Here is a 17359-nt window from a genome sequence, read left to right as displayed (position 1 = left end):
GGGAAGAGCACTTGCTACGGGCCAGGCATACAGCCGCCCAACCCACCACAAAGTCGGTACGAAACCACGGCGCACAGCTTAAAAAACAAGCTAAGTAGTAGGGGCAGTTGGCCAACGGGCCACGCGCCCAGCCCGGTTGGCCAGTGGCCGCCACCCCGGGCCGCTACCGAGCCCCGGACCGCGCGGCCCCCGACCGCGACCCGCACCGGACCCCGGCGCCGCGACCGCCGCACGGCGGCCGCGGCGCCGGCGCGTCGTCCGCCCCCACCGGCGCCGCCGTCCCACCCGGGCCGCGGCCCAGCCGTCCGGGTGACGTGCCGCCGCCGACATGCGAGCGCGCGGAGCCCGTCGCACGCTGGAGGCATGTCCGAGCATCCGCCTGTCATCGTGCACCCGCCGACGCCGTCCGGTGGTCGTCGGGTGACCGTGCACGGGCAGATCGTCGGCCTGGCGCACGGCCGCGGCGACGTGGCCGAATTCCTCCGCCGCGCCGGGGTCACCGACCCCGCCGAGGACATCGCGCTGGACGACCCGCGCCTGGTCGAATGGCGCGGCGGCTCCCTGGACGACTGGCCGATGCCGCCGGCCTGACCCCCGGCCTGGCCACTGCGGTACGCGCCCGGTATCCGGGCCGTCGCAGCGCGTCCCGTACACAGCCACCCCGGCCCCCCACCAGCGTCGCGTCCGATTTCCGCCAGAAGGCGGGCTCGGGATGGCGCACAGTAGGGGGTGTGATGAGCGAGGACAGCAGATACGAGGCGGTGCGGAGCCGGGACGCCAGGTTCGACGGGGCGTTCTTCTTCGCGGTGTCGACGACGGGGATCTACTGCCGGCCGAGCTGCCCCGCCACCACCCCCCGCCGGCACAACGTCACCTTCTTCCCGACCGCCGCGGCCGCCCAGGGCTCCGGCTTCCGGGCCTGCCGGCGGTGCCGCCCCGACGCGGTGCCGGGCTCCGCGGAGTGGAACGCCCGCGCCGACGTCGTGGGGCGGGCCATGCGACTGATCGGCGACGGGGTGGTCGACCGGGAGGGTGTCGCCGGGCTGGCGTCCCGGCTCGGCTACAGCGCCCGCCAGGTGCAGCGGCAGCTCACCGCCGAGCTCGGCGCCGGGCCCGCGGCCCTGGCCCGGGCCCAACGAGCCCACACCGCACGGGTGTTGCTCCAGACCACCGGCCTGCCGATCGCCGAGATCGCGTTCGCCGCCGGGTTCGCCAGCGTCCGGCAGTTCAACGACACCATCAAGGAGATCTACGCGCTCACCCCGAGCACCCTGCGCGCGGTCCGCCCCGGACCCGGCGCCCGCACCGGCCCGGCCGCGCCCTCCGCGACCCCCGGCGTGCTGCCGCTGCGACTGGCGTTCCGCGGCCCGTACGCGGCGCGGCAGATCTTCGACTACCTGGCGCTGCGCGCGCTCGCCGGCATCGAAGAGGTCGTCGGGGAGCCCGGCCGGCGGACGTACCGGCGCACCCTGCGGCTGCCCAACGGCGCCGGCATCGCCGAGGTCGACGAGGCCACCGGCGACGGCTGGTTGGACTGCCGGCTGCACCTCGCCGAGCTGCGCGACCTCACCACCGCCGCCCAGCGCCTGCGTCGCCTCTTCGACCTCGACGCCGACCCGTACGCGGTCGGCGAACGGCTCGGCGCGGACCCGGCGTTGGCCCCGTTGGTCGCCGCCCGCCCGGGGCTGCGCTCCCCGGGGACCGTGGACCCGGACGAGCTCGCGCTGCGCGCCGTCCTCGGCGGCCGGGCCGGGAGCACCGACGGGCGCGCCCTGGGCGCGGCGCTGGTCGCCGCGCACGGGGAGCCGCTGGCCCGGCCCGCCGGCACCCTCACCCACCTCTTCCCGTGCGCCGAGGATCTCGCCCGGGCGCCGCTCGCCGACCTCGGCCCGTCCGAGTCCGGGGCCGCCGCACTGCGCGCCCTCGCCGAGGCGCTGGCCACCGGCGAGGTCACCCTGGACGCCGGGACCGACCGCGACCGGGCCGAGCACGCGCTCCGCGGGCTCCCCGGCGTCGACGCCCGCACCGCCGGCTACGTCCGGATGCGGGCCCTCGGCGACCCCGACGTCCTCCTCGCGGACCCGGCCCCGGGCAGCGCCCCGGTGCTCTGGAGCCCCTGGCGCTCGTACGCCACCCACCACCTCTGGGCGGCCGACGCCGCCGAGCCCGCCGGCTGCCCCGAAGGGCACCGCAACCCCACAGAAGGGCACGACCCCGCATGACCCTGTACGCCACCCTCGACAGCCCCCTGGGCGAACTCCTGCTGGTCGGCGAGCGATCGGCGACCGCCCCCGGCGGCACCGCGCTGGCCTCGCTCTCGCTGCCGGGCCAGAAGCGCGCGGCGGTCGTGCAGGACGGCTGGACGCACGACCCGGCCGCCTTCGCCGACATCGCCCGGCAGTTGGGCGCCTACTTCGAGGGCGCGACGGCCCCGTTCACCCTCGAATGCGTCCCGCGCGGCACCGACTTCCAGCAGCGCGTCTGGGCGGCGCTGGAGACCATCCCGTATGGCACGACGACCACCTACGGGGCGATCGCCGCCGCCATCGGGGCGCCGCGCGCCGCCGTCCGCGCCATCGGGACGGCGATCGGCGCCAACCCGCTGCTGGTGCTCCGGCCCTGCCACCGCGTCATCGGCGCCGACGGCTCGCTCACCGGCTACGCCGGCGGCCTGGAGCGGAAGCGGCAGTTGCTGGACCTCGAAGGGGCGGTACCGGGCGCCGCCTGAGGCGGCGGTCGCGGCCCGGGGCGCGACCGCCCCGGCGCCGGCCGTCAGAGCATCGAGCCGCCGGTCACATCGAGCCGTTGGCCGGTGATCCAGCGCGCGTCGTCCGAGGCCAGGAAGGCGACCACGTCCGCGACATCGGCCGGCCGGCCGAGCCGGTTGAACACCGAGATGGCCGCAAGTGCCGCATGCGCCTCGGGGGTTGACCGCATCGCGGCGTTTATATCGGTTTCCAGGAAACCGGGCGCGACGGCGTTCACCGTGATCCGGCGCGCGCCGAGGTCCTTGGCGAGGGTGTGGGTGAGGGTGTCGAGCGCCCCCTTGGAGAGCCCGTAGGCGATCGTCGAGGGGAAGGCGGTACTGGTCACGGCGGACGAGACGTTGACGATCCGCCCGCCGTCCCGCATCCGCCGCAGACCGTGCTGGATGAGGAAGAACGGCGCCTTGGTGTTGACCGCGAGAACCCGGTCGAACTCCTCCGGCGTCACCTCGTCGATGTGCCCCGGCAGGCTGATCGCCGCGTTGTTCACCAGGATGTCCAGGCCGGGTTCCGCGCCGGCGGCGGCCAGTTCGGCGTCGAAGGTGGCGAACAGTGCCTCGGCGTCGCCCGGCACCCCCAACTCCGCGCCGACCGGGAACGCCCGGCCGCCGCCGCCCCGGATGCGCTCGACGGTCTCACCGGCCGCGTCGGCGTTTCGCCCGTAGTGGACGGCGACCAGCGCGCCGTCCCGGGCGAGACGCAGGGCGATCCCGCGGCCGACGCCACGGCTGGCACCCGTCACCAACGCGGTCATTCCGTTGAGGTCACCCATGGTCGTTGTCGGCCTTCCGTTGTGCTGACGGCGGCGGGTGCCACCGTGACCGGGCGGGGCGCCGGCCGTACGCGACGGAACACCCGGCGCGCCAGTCTCCCGGGCGAAGGCGCTCAGGCCCATGGGGCATGCCTGATGCGTTCTCCTACGGGAGCGACGGACCGCCCGGACCGGTGCCGGCCCACCCGCTCAGTGGTAGGCGTCCAGCCCCGTCAGGGTCGATACGAAAACCGGTTCCCCGTGCTGCTCCCCGACGACCTCAACCGTCGTGATTCCGGGAAGCGTCGGCGGGATACGGCGTGCCTCGATCACACAGGGCGCGCCGTGTTCCGCGTACCGGTGGAACTGCGTGCCGAAGGCGTACGGAACGAAGCGGGCGGGCGCGAGCAGCGCGCGGGCGGCCTGTTGCGCCGCGTCGAGCAACGAGAGCCCGGGGACATGGTCGTTCGCCGGGTTGACGACGGTGGCGTGCCCGGGCGCGATCCGCAGCAGCCACCGGCCCGGCACCCCGGTGGGGGAGAGCAGCACATCGCGGTCGCTGGCGCTGCCGGTCAACTCCCGCGGCACCGGCGGCGCGAGCGGGCCCGGGGCGGGCCGGGCCAGCAGTCGCTCGCCGCGGATCCGGCGGTAGACACCGGGCGAGGTCACACTCACGTGGGAGTGGCCGGTGGCGACGACCTGACCACTCGTGCGGATGGTCATGTCGAACCGGCTGCTGGCCAGCGCACCGGCCCGCATGCGGGTGCCACTGCACGTGACGTCGATGGTCAGCGGGGTCGGCGCGGTCCTGGAGGCGAGGTGCCCCGGGGCCGTCGTGTAGACGAGGTCGCTGAGGATGAAGTGGTGGCCGAGGGGGACGCCGAGCTCGCTGTGCGAGAGCAGCAACCCGGCCTGGCGGATGGTCTCGCCGGTGAGGACGGGGTGGTGCCGGCCGTGGCTGGGGGTGAAGTACCCGTGGTTGTGGGGCCATTGGCCGGTGAGCGAGAAGCGGCTGCCGTCCCGGCGCTGCCGGGACGTGATCAGCACGTCCTCCGGATGCGGGCGGTGCACGAGTTCGCCGGGGACGGGGGTTTCCGCGGCGGGATGGTTCCGGGCCGGCTGCGCCTGACGTCGGGTCGTGGGCCGAACTGTGCTGCTGACCTGCAACGTGTCGCTCATGACAGTCCCTAGGCATCAAGACGAAGAGCTCCGGACACGGTTTAAGATACGTACCATCCGGTTTTCTTTTCAATGCTGATGCCAAGGTGCGGGGCAGTCGCTGTTCTGGAGGAAACTTGAGTCGTAGCGAATTGCTGAGAGACTCAAGCCTTTGAGAGACGGGAGGCGTTCTGTGGCACGTCAGGACCGCGCGATCAGGACCCGGCGAGTGATCTTGGAAGCCGCCGCGTCGGTCTTCGACGAGTCCGGTTTCGACCGCGCCACCATCGCGGAGATCCTCGCGCGCGCGGGCGTGACGAAGGGCGCCCTGTACTTCCACTTCTCCTCCAAGGAGGAACTCGCCCTCGCCGTGCTGCACGAGCAGGTGTTGGACATCGCCGTGCGGCCGCAGCAGATCAAGCTCCAGGAATTCGTGGACGCGGGGCAGATCCTCGCCTACCGGCTCCGTGACGACGCGATCCAGCGCGGCGCCGCCCGTCTGGCCATCGAGCAGGGCTCCAACCGCCTCGACCGCCGGCAGTCAATGTCCGCGTGGACGTCGTTCGTTGAGGGCCTGCTCAAGGAGGCCAAGGCGCGCGGCGAGGTCCTGGAGAGCGTCAACGTGCGGGACGTCGCGGAGCTGTTCGTCGGGGCCTTCGCCGGCATCCAGATGATGTCGAAGGCGTTCACCGACCAGGACGACCTCTGCCACCGGCTGGCCGTCTTCTTCGAGCACACCCTGCCCACCATCGCCGTGCCCGCGATGCTCGCCAGACTCAGACTCGACCCGGAGCGCGGCGCCCTCCTCGACGCGGAACTCCGGCGCCACCGGGAGGCGCGCGAGGCCGCCGAGGGCGTGGAGGACGCGGCGGGCGCTCACCTGCTGGACGCGGCGCCGTAGCGAGACTTCCCCGCTGCGCGCGGGGTTCCGCCGGGTGCGGAGCTGTGGAACGGAAGCTCCCCCCGTGTACCGGAAAGCCGGTTCCGTCCCCGGCGCGCGCCGGCGCCCGCGCTCCGCCTTTGACCCACTCTTGATCCCTGCGCGAACGCATTGTCAGTGGCGTGCGGTTCACTGGATCCAGTGTCCGAAACGAGGCGGGGGAGGAGCGGTGCACGGCGTGCCGGACGGACCCGGACGTGGGCCGGGGGACGGGCAGGGGAGCGGGCCGAGGAGAGCGCCCAGGAGGGCGTCGCCGGCCGGGCGCACACGGTTGGCCTGCGCAAGGGCGGGAGCGATCGGCGGTGCGGTGCACGGGAGTTGGCACGGGCGGCCGCCGAGAGCGGCGGGCGTGAGCGAGATCACCGCCCGAAGCGCGAGACGCGCAGAGGTGTCTTGGAATAGCCCCTCGCGGTGACACGTTCGTCATGCACGTATCAAGGGGTCGCCCCCTGCCCGAGCGCCGCGCACCGTCGCGCACGGCGCACCCGCTCCGCTCGCTCCTGCCGCTCTGGAGGCCGCCCGCATGACCCAGACGACGACGGACCAACTCCCCGCGAGTTCGGCGGAATCCGCCGCCGCGCCACCGCATCCCCCGCGCTCCGGCGGCGGACACCGCGCACCCCGCAGAGCGCAGGCCGGGGTTGTCCCCGTCCTCGCCTTCGCCGGCATCACCGTCGCGGTGATGCAGACGCTGCTCGTGCCGGTCATCAAGGACCTGCCGACGCTGCTCGGCACGGCGCCCAGCAACGCCACCTGGGTCATGACCGCCACCCTCCTCGCCGGCGCCGTCGCCACCCCCATCATGGGTCGCCTCGGCGACCTCTACGGCAAGCGGCGAATGCTGCTGGCCAGCCTCGGCGTCATGGTCATCGGCTCGCTGATCTGCGGATTCACCAGCCAGTTGGTCGTCATGATCGTCGGCCGCGCGCTCCAGGGCTTCGCGATGGGCGCGATACCCCTCGGCATCGGCCTGATGCGCGACGAACTCCCCAGGGAGCGGCTCGGCTCGGCCATGGCGCTGATGAGCTCCTCGATAGGCGTCGGCGGCGGACTCGCGGTGCCCGGCGCGGCCCTGGTGGCCCAACACGCCGACTGGCACGCGCTGTTCTTCACCGCCGCGGGGCTCGGCGTGCTGTCGATGCTGCTCACCCTGCTCATCGTCCCGGAGACCCCGGTCCGGGCGCCCGGCCGCTTCGACGTCGCCGGCGCCCTCGGCCTGTCCGCCGGGCTCGTCGCCCTGTTGCTGCCGATCACCAAGGGCAGTGACTGGGGCTGGGGTTCACCCCGCACCCTCGTCCTGTTCGGGGCCGCCGCGCTGATCCTGTTGCTCTGGGGCGTGATGGAGCTGCGGATCGCCGACCCGCTGGTGGACCTGCGCACCAGCGCCCGCCGCGAGGTGCTGCTCACCAACCTCGCCTCCATCACGGTCGGCGTGGCGTTCTACGCCATCTCCCTGGTGCTGCCGCAGTTGCTCCAACTGCCCAAGTCGACCGGCTACGGCCTCGGTCAGACGATGGTGGTCGCCGGGCTCTGCGTGGCACCGCTGGGCCTGACGATGATGCTCGTCGCGCCGGTCTACGCCCGGATCGCCGCCCGCCGCGGCCCGAAGGTCTCGCTGCTGCTCGGCATGCTGATCATCGGCATCGGGTACGGCGCCGGCATCGGCCTGATGCAGGCCCCCTGGCAGACCGCCGTCGTCGCGGTGGTGGTCGGCGCCGGCATCGGCCTGGCGTACTCCTCGCTGCCGGCGCTGATCGTCGGCGCCGTCGACGCCTCCGAGACCGGCGCGGCCAACGGGCTGAACACGCTGATGCGTTCCATCGGCACCTCCGTCTCCAGCGCCGTGATCGGCATGGTCCTGGCGCACATGTCCCGGCCGCTGGGCTCGGCCATGGTCCCCACGATGGCCGGCTTCCGGGTCTCGTTCCTGATCGCCACCGCCGCGGTCGCCCTCGGCGTGCTCGTGGCCGCCTTCCTGCCCTCCCCGCGCAAGACCCCGCCCCGCCCGCAGCCCACGGACGAAGCCAAGCCGACACCCACCACCCCCGAGCCGCCCACCACCGACGCGCCGGCGAACGTCGACCAACCCACCGCCCCCGCCGGCTTCCGAGGCCGGGTCACGCACGCCACCGGCGAGCCGGTCCCGGGCGCCACCGTCACCCTCATCGACCGGCACGGACAGCAGGCCGGCGTCACCACGGCCGCGGCCGACGGGAGTTACGCCCTCGCCGCCCCGACCGCGGGCACCTACGTCCTCACCGCCGCCGCCCCCGGCCACGCCCCACAGGCCACCTCTGCCACGCACTTCGGCGAGGGCACGGTGGCCGACGCCGACCTGGTCCTGCCGGCCACTCACGGCCGCCTCTCCGGCACCCTGCTCGGCGGCCCGCACGGCACCGCCCTGCCCGACGCCAGCGTCGTCGTCACCGACGCCCGGGGCGACGTGGCCACCGCCACGGCAACCGACACCGACGGCCAGTGGACCATCCCCCACCTTCCGGACGGCGACTACACCCTCGTCTTCAGCGCGCCGGGACACCAACCGACGGCCCGCACCGCCCAGTTGACCCGCGGCGACGGCCCCGGCGCTCCCCACGTCCGGGAGATCCGCCTGCGCCCCGGCGCCACCGTCGCCGGCACGGTCCACGCCCCCAACGGCCGCCCCCTCGCCGACGCCTCGGTCACGCTCCTGGAAGACGGCACGGTCGTCGCCCACACCGTCACGGGCCCGGACGGTTCCTACGCCTTCACCGACCTGACCGCCCGTCACTACACCCTGTCCGCGGCCGGATACCCGCCCCACGCCGCCGCCATATCCCTCCCCAACGGCGCCGACGCACACCTCGACCTCGACCTCACCCACCCCCCAGTCGGAAACTGACCGGAACCGCCCACGCCGGCGACGGGCCCAAGGAAGGTGACGGCCAGGGAACCTGACGGCCCGTCACTGTCCCTTCGTTCCCCTCCCCAACCGCGCCCGCCCACGGCCGAAAAACACGGTTCCCGTGCAACCCCGGCGTCAAGGAAAGCGTCTCGTCTACACCCTATGGTGGGATTTCAGTCGAGTGCGGACTCCCGGTCCGCCCCGGTCGCGCTACCGCACCATCAGCACCGACGCCCGGAGCCCGCCCCTGCGCACTTACCAGGGGCATGGGCCCACGGCCCGGGACACCAGGGGCGGAAGCGGTTTTCCGGGACGGGTGGGCAGGAAGGCTGAAACGGCCGAACCTCGTAGTGCCGCGTCCGCAACCGCGCGGATTTCTGCGAGCCTGGGCGGCGCACCGGAGTTCGGGCTGGTCACACCGGCCACCGGGGCAGCGTCCCGCCGGGCGCGCGGCCTCGTTAGCGGGGTGTTAGTCCCTCGTTAGCGGACCGGCAGTGCTCGGGAGCACGCTGGAAGAGCAACGGACGGACCGTACGCACCCACCTTTACGAGGGTACCCACCTACCAGACGAGGGGGACTCATGTCGCTCACCTTCAAGACCCTCGGTCGCGGCCGCCGCGTCGCCGCCGGATCGCTGATCGCCATCACCGCGCTGACGCTCTCCGCCTGTCAGAACGGCACGGACAACAGCGCGTCCCGCTCCTCGTCGGCCGCCGCACCCGCCACCTCCACCGCGAACGGCACGCCGTCGGCCGGCGGCGCCGCGCAGACCGCGGGCAACTCGCCCCGGCCGTCCAACGCGCCCAAGCCCTCCGGCGGCGCCAAGGGCGTCCCCAACGCCAGTCAGGCCAACCCCTCGGCCATGACGGACTCGGACCGTTGCACCGCGGCGAACATGTCGCTGCGCCTGGGCCGCACCGACATCGGGGCCGGCAACATCCGGGTCCCGCTGATCTTCACCAACAAGGGCAAGAAGGCGTGCTCGCTGCGCGGCTTCCCGGGCGTCTCGCTGATCCAGCGCGACGGCTCGGCGGTCGGCACCCCCGCCACCCGCGAGGGCGGCGCCGGCGGCAGCGTCCGCCTCCAGCCCGGGCAGAGCGCGCACGCCCTGCTGCACACGGTGAACGAGGGCGTCTCGGACACCCCCTGCTGGTCGAACTCGCAGATCGTCTTCGTCTACCCGCCCGGCTCCAAGGAGTCCATGACCACCGGCAGCGGCGGCCTGCGGGTGTGCGGCGGCACCTTCACGGTGTCCACGCTGACCACCGGGGTGCCGTCCTAAGAACCACCCTCCACGGGCCGCGGGGTCGTTCCGGTGCTGGTGCGTCACCGGAACGGCCCCCGTCGGCTCTCCGCGGCTCCCGGGTGGTGTTACCAAGGTGGGCGGAAGGCGTGCCGAGCGCCTCCGTCGACCACCTCCCCGAGGAGGCGCACCGCCATGGAAGCCGCACCCTCCGCCGCATCCGACTCCCCCTCGCCCGCGCGCAGCGACGCGGACGAGCCCCCGATCCACGTCCTCTGGATCAACGCCGGGCTGAGCTGCGACGGCGACTCAGTGGCGCTCACCGCGGCGACCCAACCGAGCATCGAGGAGATCGCGCTCAGCGTCCTGCCCGGCCTGCCGAAGATCCAGGTCCACTGGCCGCTGATCGACTTCGAATGCGGCCCCACCCAGGGCGCGGACACCTTCATCGAGTGGTTCTTCAAGGGCGAACGCGGCGAGATCGACCCGTTCGTCCTCGTCGTCGAGGGGTCCATCCCCAACGAGACCATCAAGCCCGAGGGCTACTGGTGCGGCTTCGGTGACGACCCGGAGACCGGGCAGCCCATCACCACCAGCGAGTGGATCGACCGGCTCGCCCCCAAGGCGCTCGCCGTCGTCGCCATCGGCACCTGCGCCACCTACGGCGGCATCCACGCCATGGCCGGCAATCCGACCGGCGCGATGGGCGTGCCCGACTACCTCGGCTGGGACTGGAAGTCCCAGGCCGGCATCCCGATCGTGTGCGTCCCGGGCTGCCCCATCAAGCCGGACAACTTCGCCGAGACCCTGGTCTATCTGCTCTACCAGGCGGCCGGCGCGGCCCCGATGATCCCGCTGGACGACCAGCTGCGACCCACCTGGCTCTTCGGCGAGACCGTGCACGAGGGCTGCGACCGGGCCGGCTACTACGAGCAGGGCCAGTTCGCCACCACCTACGACTCACCGAAGTGCCTGGTGAAGGTCGGCTGCTGGGGCCCCGTGGTCAAATGCAACGTGCCCAAGCGGGGTTGGATGGACGGCATCGGCGGGTGCCCCAACGTGGGCGGTGTCTGTATCGCCTGCACCATGCCCGGCTTCCCCGACAAGTTCATGCCGTTCATGGACGAGCCGCCCGGCGCCAAGCTCTCCAGCACCGCCAGCGCGACCTACGGCGGGCTCGTCCGCCGACTGCGCTCCATCACCGCCAGAACCGTTGACCACGAACCCAAGTGGCGCCACCGCGGCGAGCAGTTGACCACCGGTTACCGCCGTCCCTAGTGACCGGTCCTCTTCTCAACGCTCCGTCAGTTACCCATCCCGGTACGCGAAGAAGGGCAGTGCACAGACAATGGCACCGAAGACCAAGACGGCCGGTGACGGCAGCGGTCTGACGGAGATGTCCTGGGATCCCATCACCCGGATCGTGGGCAGCCTGGGCATCCACACCAAGATCGACTTCAAGCAGAAGCGGGTCGCCGAGTGCTACAGCACCTCGTCCGTCTTCCGCGGCTACAGCGTCTTCATGCGCGGCAAGGACCCGCGCGACGCGCACTTCATCACCAGCCGGATCTGCGGGATCTGCGGCGACAACCACGCGACCTGCTCCGTCTACGCCCAGAACATGGCCTACGGGGTCAAGCCCCCGCACCTCGGCGAGTGGATCATCAACCTCGGCGAGTCCGCGGAGTACATGTTCGACCACAACATCTTCCAGGAGAACCTGGTCGGGGTCGACTACTGCGAGAAGATGGTCCGCGAGACCAACCCCGGGGTATGGGAGCTCGCCCAGCGCACCGAGGCCCCGCACGCCGGCGACCACGGCTACCGCACCATCGCCGACATCATGACCGCCCTCAACCCCATCGAGGGCGAGTTCTACCGCGAGGCCCTCCAAGTCAGCCGCTACACCCGGGAGATGTTCTGCCTCATGGAGGGCCGCCATGTGCACCCCTCCACGCTCTACCCGGGCGGCGTCGGCACCGTCGCCAGCGTCCAGCTCTTCACCGACTACCTCAGCCGGTTGATGCGCTACGTCGAGTTCATGAAGCGCGTGGTGCCGCTCCACGACGACCTCTTCGACTTCTTCTACGAGGCGCTGCCCGGCTACGAGGAGGTTGGCCGGCGCCGGGTGCTGCTCGGCTGCTGGGGCGCCCTCAACGACCCCGAGCACTGCGACTTCACCTACCGCAACATGACGGACTGGGGCCGACGGATGTTCGTCACCCCGGGCATCGTCGTCGACGGCAAGCTGGTCACCAACGACCTCACCGAGATCAACCTCGGCATCCGCATCCTCCTCGGCAGCTCCTACTACCAGGACTGGGAGGGCCAGGAGAAGTTCGTCACCCACGACCCGCTCGGCAACCCCATCGACGCCCGCCACCCCTGGAACCAACACACCATCCCCGCCCCGCAGAAGCGGGACTTCAACGACAAGTACAGCTGGGTGATGTCGCCGCGCTGGTTCGACGGCACGGAGCACCTGGCGCTGGACACCGGCGGTGGCCCGATCGCCCGCCTGTGGTCCACCGCCCTCTCCGGCCTCGTCGACACCCCCTACGTCAAGGCCACCGGCCACAGCGTCGTCATCGACCTGCCGCGCAGCATGACCCGGCCCGAGACCCGCTTCGAGTGGCAGATCCCGAAGTGGAGCAACGCCCTGGAGCGCAACCGGGCCCGCACCTACTTCCAGGCATACGCGGCGGCCATGGCGCTGCACTTCGCCGAGCAGGGGCTGGAGGAGGTCCGCGCCGGACGGACCCAGACCTGGGAGAAGTTCGAGGTGCCCGACGAGTCCATCGGCTGCGGTTTCACCGAGGCGGTGCGCGGCGTCCTCTCGCACCACATGGTCATCCGCGACGGGAAGATCGCCAACTACCACCCCTATCCGCCGACGCCGTGGAACGCCAGCACCCGCGACTCCTACGGCACCCCGGGCCCGTACGAGGACGCCGTGCAGAACACCCCGATCTTCGAGGAGAACGCCCCGGAGAACTTCAAGGGCATCGACATCATGCGGGCGGTGCGCAGCTTCGACCCGTGTCTGCCGTGCGGCGTCCACATGTACGTCGGCGGTCGGACCGTGGAGACCATGCACGTTCCCACCGGGCTGAGCGGGTTGGCCGGATGACCGCGCAAGTGCCCGTCATCGATGCCGAGTTGACGGGGCGTCGGGTCGAGGAGTTGCTGGACCGGCTCATCGAGCGTGGCGACGCCGCGACGGCCGCGACCGCCGAGGAACTCGTCCGCGTCCTGATGGACTTCTACGGCGCCGGGCTGGCCCGCGTCCTGCACCTGGTCGAGCGGCGCACCGACGCCGGTGGCCCGCGGGCCGCGCTGCTGGGCGATGCGCTGGTAGCCAGCCTGTTGGTGCTGCACGACCTGCACCCGGAGGACGTCACCGCCCGCATCGGGCGGGCGTTGGCGAGCGTGCGGGGCCAGGACGCGGTGGAGGTCGCTCAGTTCGTGCCGGAGAGCGGGGCGCTGCGGCTGCGGGAGGGCACGTCCGGGGGCTGCGGCTGTGGGGGCGCGGCCGACCGGTCCGCGGTGGAGGGCGCGCTGTCCTGCTTCGCGCCGGAGGTGACGTCGGTGGCCTGGGAGGCGGGCGGCGCACCGGAGTTGCCGCTGCTGCAGATCTCCCGCCGCCCGCCGACCACCGCCCCCGCGTCGTGAGCGCGCGCACCGCCGCCGCCCACCGCGGCCTGCGGCGCTTCCGGGCCCCGGCGCCGGCGCCGCCCGAGCGCTGCGAGCTGTGCGGCGCCGAACTCGTCGACCGGCACCGCCACTTGGTCGACACCAGGAACCGCGCGCTGGCCTGCGCCTGCCCGCCCTGCGCGCTGCTCTTCGAGCGGCCCGGCGCCGGTGGCGGCCAGTTCCGCACCGTCCCCGACCGCTACCTCGCCGACCCCGGACACCGCCTCGACGACGCCCTCTGGGACCGGCTGAACATCCCCGTCGGCGTCGCCTTCCTGCTGGACAACACCGCGCTGGGTCGGATGGTGGCGCTCTACCCCAGCCCGGCCGGCGCCACCGAGAGCGAACTCGACCCGGCCGCCCGGCAGTCCGTCCGCGACGCCACCTCGCTCGCCGGGCTCCTCGCCCCCGACGTGGAGGCCCTGCTGCTGCACCGCACCCCGGGCCGCACCGACTGCCACCTGATCCCCGTCGACCGCGCCTACGAACTCACCGGCCGGCTAAGGATGTTGTGGCGGGGCTTCGACGGCGGGGCCGAGGCTCGGGCCGCCCTGGCGGAGTTCTTCGCCGAGGTCGAGGGCCGGGCCCGGGAGCCGCGGGAGGAGGGCCGGCGGCCGTGACCGAGCTGTCCTTCGCCTGCACCGGCGTCCGCGCCGACCGCTACGCCGCCGCCCCCACCCTCCTCTTCCGGCTGCGGATCACCGCCGCCGACGGGGCCCGGGTGCACGCCCTGGCGCTGCGCTGCCAGCTCCGCATCGAACCGGCCCGGCGCGACCACGACTCCGAGGAGGCCGCCGCGCTGGCCGACCTCTTCGGCGCGCGGTCCCGTTGGGGCAGCACCCTCAAGCCCCTCCAGTTCGCCCAGGTCTCCCTCGTCGTCCCCGGTTTCCAGGGCGAGACCGAGGTGGACCTGCCCGTCCCGTGCAGCCACGACCTGGAGGTCGCCGCCGGCCGCTACGTGCACGCCCTGCGGGACGGCGAGGTGCCGCTGCTGCTGCTCTTCTCCGGCACCGTCTTCGCCGGTCCCGGCGGCTTCCAGGTCGCGCCGGTGCCCTGGCACAAGGAGGCCGAGTGCCGCCTTCCGGTGGCCGTGTGGCGGGAGATGACCGACACCCACTTCCCCGGCTGCGGTTGGCTGCGGCTGCCGCGGGAGAGCCTCGACGCCCTGCTGGCGTTCCGGTCCCGGCACGCCCTGCCGTCCTGGGAGGCCACCGTCGCCGCGCTGTTGGCCACCGCGGACGGTGCCGCGCCCGCCCGCGGAGGCTTCCCCGCCGTCGCCCGCCCCACCACCGAGAGGACCGCACCGTGACCACCTCCGCGCCCACGGACACCCTGGCGGAACGGTTCGCCACCGCCCGGCAGGTCGCGGACGCCGTGCTCTTCGAGGGCTATGTGCTCTACCCCTACCGGGCGTCCGCCGCCAAGAACCGGCTGCGCTGGCAGTTCGGCGTCCTGGTGCCGCCCCACTGGGGCGCCGGCGCCGAACCCTCCCACCAGCGCACCGAATGCCTCATGGAGCCCCGCGCCGGCGCCCGGCTCCGCGCCGAGCTGCGGTTCCTGCGCGCCCAGCGCCGCACCGTCCAACGCCTGCGCCCGGACGGCACGTTCGAGACCGCCCCGGAACTGGAGCTGCCCGACCGGGTGTTGGTCCCCTGGGACGAGGGCGTCGAGGAGCGGTGCCCGGTCGACGTCCCCGTGGCCGAGCTGGCGGGCGACGGCGTCACCATCCCGTTCACCCGGCCCGCGGGCGAGGAGACCGAGCCGGTGCACGACGCGGACGGGCGGCAGGTGGGCCGGTTGGTGCGCCGTCGCGCGGAGATCAGCGGGGCGCTGCGGCTGACCGCGCGGGAGCTCGCGGGCCCGTACGCGGTGCGGCAGTTGACCGCGACCGTGACGAACTCCAGCGACTGGCGGCCGGGCCCGGACGCGGACGACCGGGACGCGGCGCTGCCCCGGTCGCTGGTCGCCGCGCACCTCCTGCTCGGCCTGACCGCCGGCCGGTTCCTCTCCCAGACCGACCCGCCCGAATGGGCCCGGGGCGCGGTCGCCGACTGCCGCAACGAGCACACCTGGCCGGTCCTGGCCGGCCCGCCCGGCAGCGCCGACGTGGTGCTCTCCGCCCCGATCATCCTGGCGGACCACCCGGCCATCGCCCCCGAGAGCCCCGGCGCGCTCTACGACGCCCTGGAGATCGACGAGATCCTCACCCTGCGCACGGCGGCCCTCACCGACCAGGAGAAGCGCGAGGCCCGCGGCACCGACCCCCGGGCCGCCGAGGTCATCGCCCTCGCCGACGGGATGCCGCCCGAGGTCCTGGAGCGACTGCACGGCGCCGTACGGGAGTTGCGGGCGGCCACCGGGCCCGACCCGGCCCCGGAACCGACCCGCCCCGACGCCCCCTGGTGGGACCCGGGCGCCGACCGCTCCGTGGACCCGCTGACCGACCGCATCACCGTCGACGGCCGCCCGATCGGCGCCGGCAGCCGGGTGGCGCTGCGCCCCGGCCGGCGCCGCACCGACGCCCAGGACCTCTTCCTGCACGGCCGCACCGCGCACGTCGAGGCCGTACTGCACGACGTGGACGGCGGGGTGCACCTCGCGGTGACCGTCGAGGGCGACCCGGGCGCCGACATCCGGCGCGAACAGGGGCGGTTCCTGTACTTCCAACCCGACGAAGTCGTGCCCCTGGAGGACGAGTGACCAGCGACCCGATCCAACCCCTGCCACCCGGCCGCGCTGTGTCGCTCCCACCCGGCCGCGCTGTGCCTCTCCCACCCGGCCGCACCCTGGTTGCGGGCGTCGGCAACATCTTCCTCGGCGACGACGGCTTCGGCGTAGAGACCGCCCGCGCGCTCGCGGAACACCCGCTCCCCGACGGCGTGGACCTGGTCGACTCCGGTATCCGGGGCGTCGACCTGGCCTACCGGATGCTGGACGGCTACGCCTCGGTGCTGCTGGTGGACGCCGCGTCGCGCGGCGGCCGGCCCGGCTCGCTCTACCTCCTGGAGGCCACCGCCCCCGCCGACGCCCCGGCCCGCCCCGGCGCCGCCCCGCTCGACGCCCACCACATGACCCCGGACGCCGTCCTGGCGCTGCTCGGCACGCTCAGCGCCGGCACCGGCGCCCGCCGCCCCGAGCGCGTCCTGGTCGTCGGCTGCGAACCCGCCGACACCGCCGAGGGGATCGGCCTGAGCGCCCCGGTCGCCGCCGCCGTCGACGAGGCCGTCCGGCTCGTGCTGCGACTGGTCGGCGCGCCGGAGCCGGCGCCGGTCCCCGCCGCCCCCATCGAGAGGAACACCACCCCATGCTGAAGATCGCCCTCGGCGGCACGCTGGCCGCCATCCTCGCCGTCGCCCTGCGCAACCTGCCCGACATCAAGCGGTACTTGCGGATGCGCACCATGTGAGGCGCGGCGGTCCCGCGGGTGGCGGGGCGCGCTGCACCGAACGGTGTATGCCCCGGCGAGGCACCCCGGGCGCCCCGGGACGGGACCGTCTAATGGGGCAGCGGCAACCGGTCGTCACACCCGAAAGGGACGGACCGATGCACGAGATGTCCATCGCGCTGGCGGTCATCGACCAGGTCGAGCGCGCGATCCCGCCCGCCGGCGCCGCCGCGGTCAGCAGCGTCCGGCTACAGATCGGTGAACTGGCCGGGGTGGTCCCCGACGCCCTGGCCTTCTCCTTCCAACTCGCCATCGAGGAAACGGTGCTGGCCGGCGCCGAGCTGATCACCGAACCGATCGCGGCCCGCGCCCGCTGCGGCCGCTGCGCGCGGACCTGGCCGGCGGGCCGACCGCCGCGGCTGAGCTGTACCGGGTGCGGCGGGGCGTCCGTGGAGCTGCTGTCCGGCCGCGAACTGCGGATCGCGGACGTCAGTTGGCGCGACGTCCCGGTATCCACCCCGACGCACGAGGAGCGCTGA

General features: G+C 73.4%; 17 protein-coding genes. 15 read left to right on the top strand and 2 right to left on the bottom strand.

Features of this window, described 5'->3' with window-relative positions; translation table 11 throughout:
- Window positions 1–363: 363 nt before the first annotated feature.
- From ACFVFQ_RS33270 to ACFVFQ_RS33260, 3 genes are all read left to right on the top strand, one after another.
- Window positions 364–591, top strand: a complete 228-nt coding sequence (locus ACFVFQ_RS33270) for a hypothetical protein (protein ID WP_274911865.1) — start codon at window positions 364–366, stop codon at window positions 589–591.
- Window positions 592–734: 143 nt separating this feature from the next.
- A complete protein-coding gene (locus ACFVFQ_RS33265) occupies window positions 735–2222 on the top strand; it encodes a bifunctional transcriptional activator/DNA repair enzyme AdaA (RefSeq protein ID WP_383423285.1) in 1488 nt (495 codons plus the stop codon).
- The gene (locus ACFVFQ_RS33260; protein WP_383423283.1) at window positions 2219–2728 is read left to right on the top strand and encodes a methylated-DNA--[protein]-cysteine S-methyltransferase; all 510 of its coding nucleotides are present in this window, start codon (window positions 2219–2221) and stop codon (window positions 2726–2728) included. The genes ACFVFQ_RS33265 and ACFVFQ_RS33260 overlap by 4 nt, the downstream gene beginning before the upstream one ends.
- A 44-nt stretch (window positions 2729–2772) precedes the next feature.
- Here the strand turns inward: ACFVFQ_RS33260 and ACFVFQ_RS33255 are convergent, their stop codons facing one another.
- Both ACFVFQ_RS33255 and ACFVFQ_RS33250 read right to left on the bottom strand, forming a co-directional pair.
- Complete coding sequence (locus tag ACFVFQ_RS33255) at window positions 2773–3537, bottom strand: SDR family oxidoreductase (RefSeq protein WP_383423281.1); 765 nt, start codon at window positions 3535–3537, stop codon at window positions 2773–2775.
- Between the two features lie 189 nt (window positions 3538–3726).
- Window positions 3727–4695 (bottom strand): ScbA/BarX family gamma-butyrolactone biosynthesis protein, encoded by a 969-nt coding sequence (locus ACFVFQ_RS33250; protein ID WP_383423279.1) that lies wholly within the window; start codon window positions 4693–4695, stop codon window positions 3727–3729.
- Between the two features lie 172 nt (window positions 4696–4867).
- Here ACFVFQ_RS33250 and ACFVFQ_RS33245 point away from each other — a divergent pair, with 172 nt between their 5' ends.
- The 12 genes from ACFVFQ_RS33245 to ACFVFQ_RS33190 all read left to right on the top strand — a co-directional run bounded on the left by ACFVFQ_RS33245 (window position 4868) and on the right by ACFVFQ_RS33190 (window position 17359).
- Complete coding sequence (locus ACFVFQ_RS33245) at window positions 4868–5575, top strand: ScbR family autoregulator-binding transcription factor (RefSeq protein WP_383423277.1); 708 nt, start codon at window positions 4868–4870, stop codon at window positions 5573–5575.
- Between the two features lie 562 nt (window positions 5576–6137).
- Window positions 6138–8495, top strand: a complete 2358-nt coding sequence (locus tag ACFVFQ_RS33240; protein ID WP_383423275.1) for an MFS transporter — start codon at window positions 6138–6140, stop codon at window positions 8493–8495.
- Between the two features lie 584 nt (window positions 8496–9079).
- The gene (locus tag ACFVFQ_RS33235; protein WP_383423272.1) at window positions 9080–9781 is read left to right on the top strand and encodes a DUF4232 domain-containing protein; all 702 of its coding nucleotides are present in this window, start codon (window positions 9080–9082) and stop codon (window positions 9779–9781) included.
- Window positions 9782–9937: 156 nt separating this feature from the next.
- The gene (locus ACFVFQ_RS33230; protein WP_383423267.1) at window positions 9938–11020 is read left to right on the top strand and encodes a hydrogenase expression protein HypE; all 1083 of its coding nucleotides are present in this window, start codon (window positions 9938–9940) and stop codon (window positions 11018–11020) included.
- A 70-nt stretch (window positions 11021–11090) separates the two neighbouring features.
- Window positions 11091–12872 (top strand): nickel-dependent hydrogenase large subunit, encoded by a 1782-nt coding sequence (locus ACFVFQ_RS33225; protein ID WP_383423265.1) that lies wholly within the window; start codon window positions 11091–11093, stop codon window positions 12870–12872.
- Window positions 12869–13414 carry a hypothetical protein gene (locus ACFVFQ_RS33220; protein ID WP_383423263.1) on the top strand — a complete coding sequence of 182 codons (546 nt, stop codon included), beginning with the start codon at window positions 12869–12871 and terminating at the stop codon, window positions 13412–13414. Before ACFVFQ_RS33225 ends, ACFVFQ_RS33220 begins: the two co-directional genes overlap by 4 nt.
- Window positions 13411–14055, top strand: a complete 645-nt coding sequence (locus ACFVFQ_RS33215) for a DUF5947 family protein (protein ID WP_383423261.1) — start codon at window positions 13411–13413, stop codon at window positions 14053–14055. The genes ACFVFQ_RS33220 and ACFVFQ_RS33215 overlap by 4 nt, the downstream gene beginning before the upstream one ends.
- A complete protein-coding gene (locus ACFVFQ_RS33210; RefSeq protein ID WP_383423258.1) occupies window positions 14052–14744 on the top strand; it encodes a DUF6084 family protein in 693 nt (230 codons plus the stop codon). Before ACFVFQ_RS33215 ends, ACFVFQ_RS33210 begins: the two co-directional genes overlap by 4 nt.
- Entirely contained in the window at window positions 14741–16135 is a 1395-nt protein-coding gene (locus tag ACFVFQ_RS33205; protein WP_383423256.1) for a hypothetical protein, read from the top strand. Before ACFVFQ_RS33210 ends, ACFVFQ_RS33205 begins: the two co-directional genes overlap by 4 nt.
- A 62-nt stretch (window positions 16136–16197) precedes the next feature.
- Window positions 16198–16746 carry a hydrogenase maturation protease gene (locus ACFVFQ_RS33200; protein ID WP_383423254.1) on the top strand — a complete coding sequence of 183 codons (549 nt, stop codon included), beginning with the start codon at window positions 16198–16200 and terminating at the stop codon, window positions 16744–16746.
- Window positions 16740–16841, top strand: coding sequence for a DUF6893 family small protein (locus ACFVFQ_RS33195; RefSeq protein ID WP_383423252.1), 102 nt, complete (start codon window positions 16740–16742; stop codon window positions 16839–16841). Before ACFVFQ_RS33200 ends, ACFVFQ_RS33195 begins: the two co-directional genes overlap by 7 nt.
- A gap of 137 nt (window positions 16842–16978) precedes the next feature.
- A complete protein-coding gene (locus ACFVFQ_RS33190) occupies window positions 16979–17359 on the top strand; it encodes a hydrogenase maturation nickel metallochaperone HypA (protein ID WP_383423250.1) in 381 nt (126 codons plus the stop codon).

Origin of the sequence: Streptomyces sp. NPDC057743, assembly GCF_042798755.1 — a bacterium.
GTDB lineage: Bacteria > Actinomycetota > Actinomycetes > Streptomycetales > Streptomycetaceae > Streptomyces.
Note: the sequence above shows the minus strand (reverse complement) of the source record. Positions and strands in the feature narration are given on the sequence as shown.

Coding starts and splice junctions, on each gene's coding strand:
- ACFVFQ_RS33250 (WP_383423279.1), bottom strand. CDS start 4,695: ATGAGCGACACGTTGCAGGTCAGCAGCACAGTTCGGCCCACGACCCGA.
- ACFVFQ_RS33235 (WP_383423272.1), top strand. CDS start 9,080: ATGTCGCTCACCTTCAAGACCCTCGGTCGCGGCCGCCGCGTCGCCGCC.
- ACFVFQ_RS33265 (WP_383423285.1), top strand. CDS start 735: ATGAGCGAGGACAGCAGATACGAGGCGGTGCGGAGCCGGGACGCCAGG.
- ACFVFQ_RS33255 (WP_383423281.1), bottom strand. CDS start 3,537: ATGGGTGACCTCAACGGAATGACCGCGTTGGTGACGGGTGCCAGCCGT.
- ACFVFQ_RS33220 (WP_383423263.1), top strand. CDS start 12,869: ATGACCGCGCAAGTGCCCGTCATCGATGCCGAGTTGACGGGGCGTCGG.
- ACFVFQ_RS33230 (WP_383423267.1), top strand. CDS start 9,938: ATGGAAGCCGCACCCTCCGCCGCATCCGACTCCCCCTCGCCCGCGCGC.
- ACFVFQ_RS33225 (WP_383423265.1), top strand. CDS start 11,091: ATGGCACCGAAGACCAAGACGGCCGGTGACGGCAGCGGTCTGACGGAG.
- ACFVFQ_RS33270 (WP_274911865.1), top strand. CDS start 364: ATGTCCGAGCATCCGCCTGTCATCGTGCACCCGCCGACGCCGTCCGGT.
- ACFVFQ_RS33195 (WP_383423252.1), top strand. CDS start 16,740: ATGCTGAAGATCGCCCTCGGCGGCACGCTGGCCGCCATCCTCGCCGTC.
- ACFVFQ_RS33240 (WP_383423275.1), top strand. CDS start 6,138: ATGACCCAGACGACGACGGACCAACTCCCCGCGAGTTCGGCGGAATCC.
- ACFVFQ_RS33190 (WP_383423250.1), top strand. CDS start 16,979: ATGCACGAGATGTCCATCGCGCTGGCGGTCATCGACCAGGTCGAGCGC.
- ACFVFQ_RS33260 (WP_383423283.1), top strand. CDS start 2,219: ATGACCCTGTACGCCACCCTCGACAGCCCCCTGGGCGAACTCCTGCTG.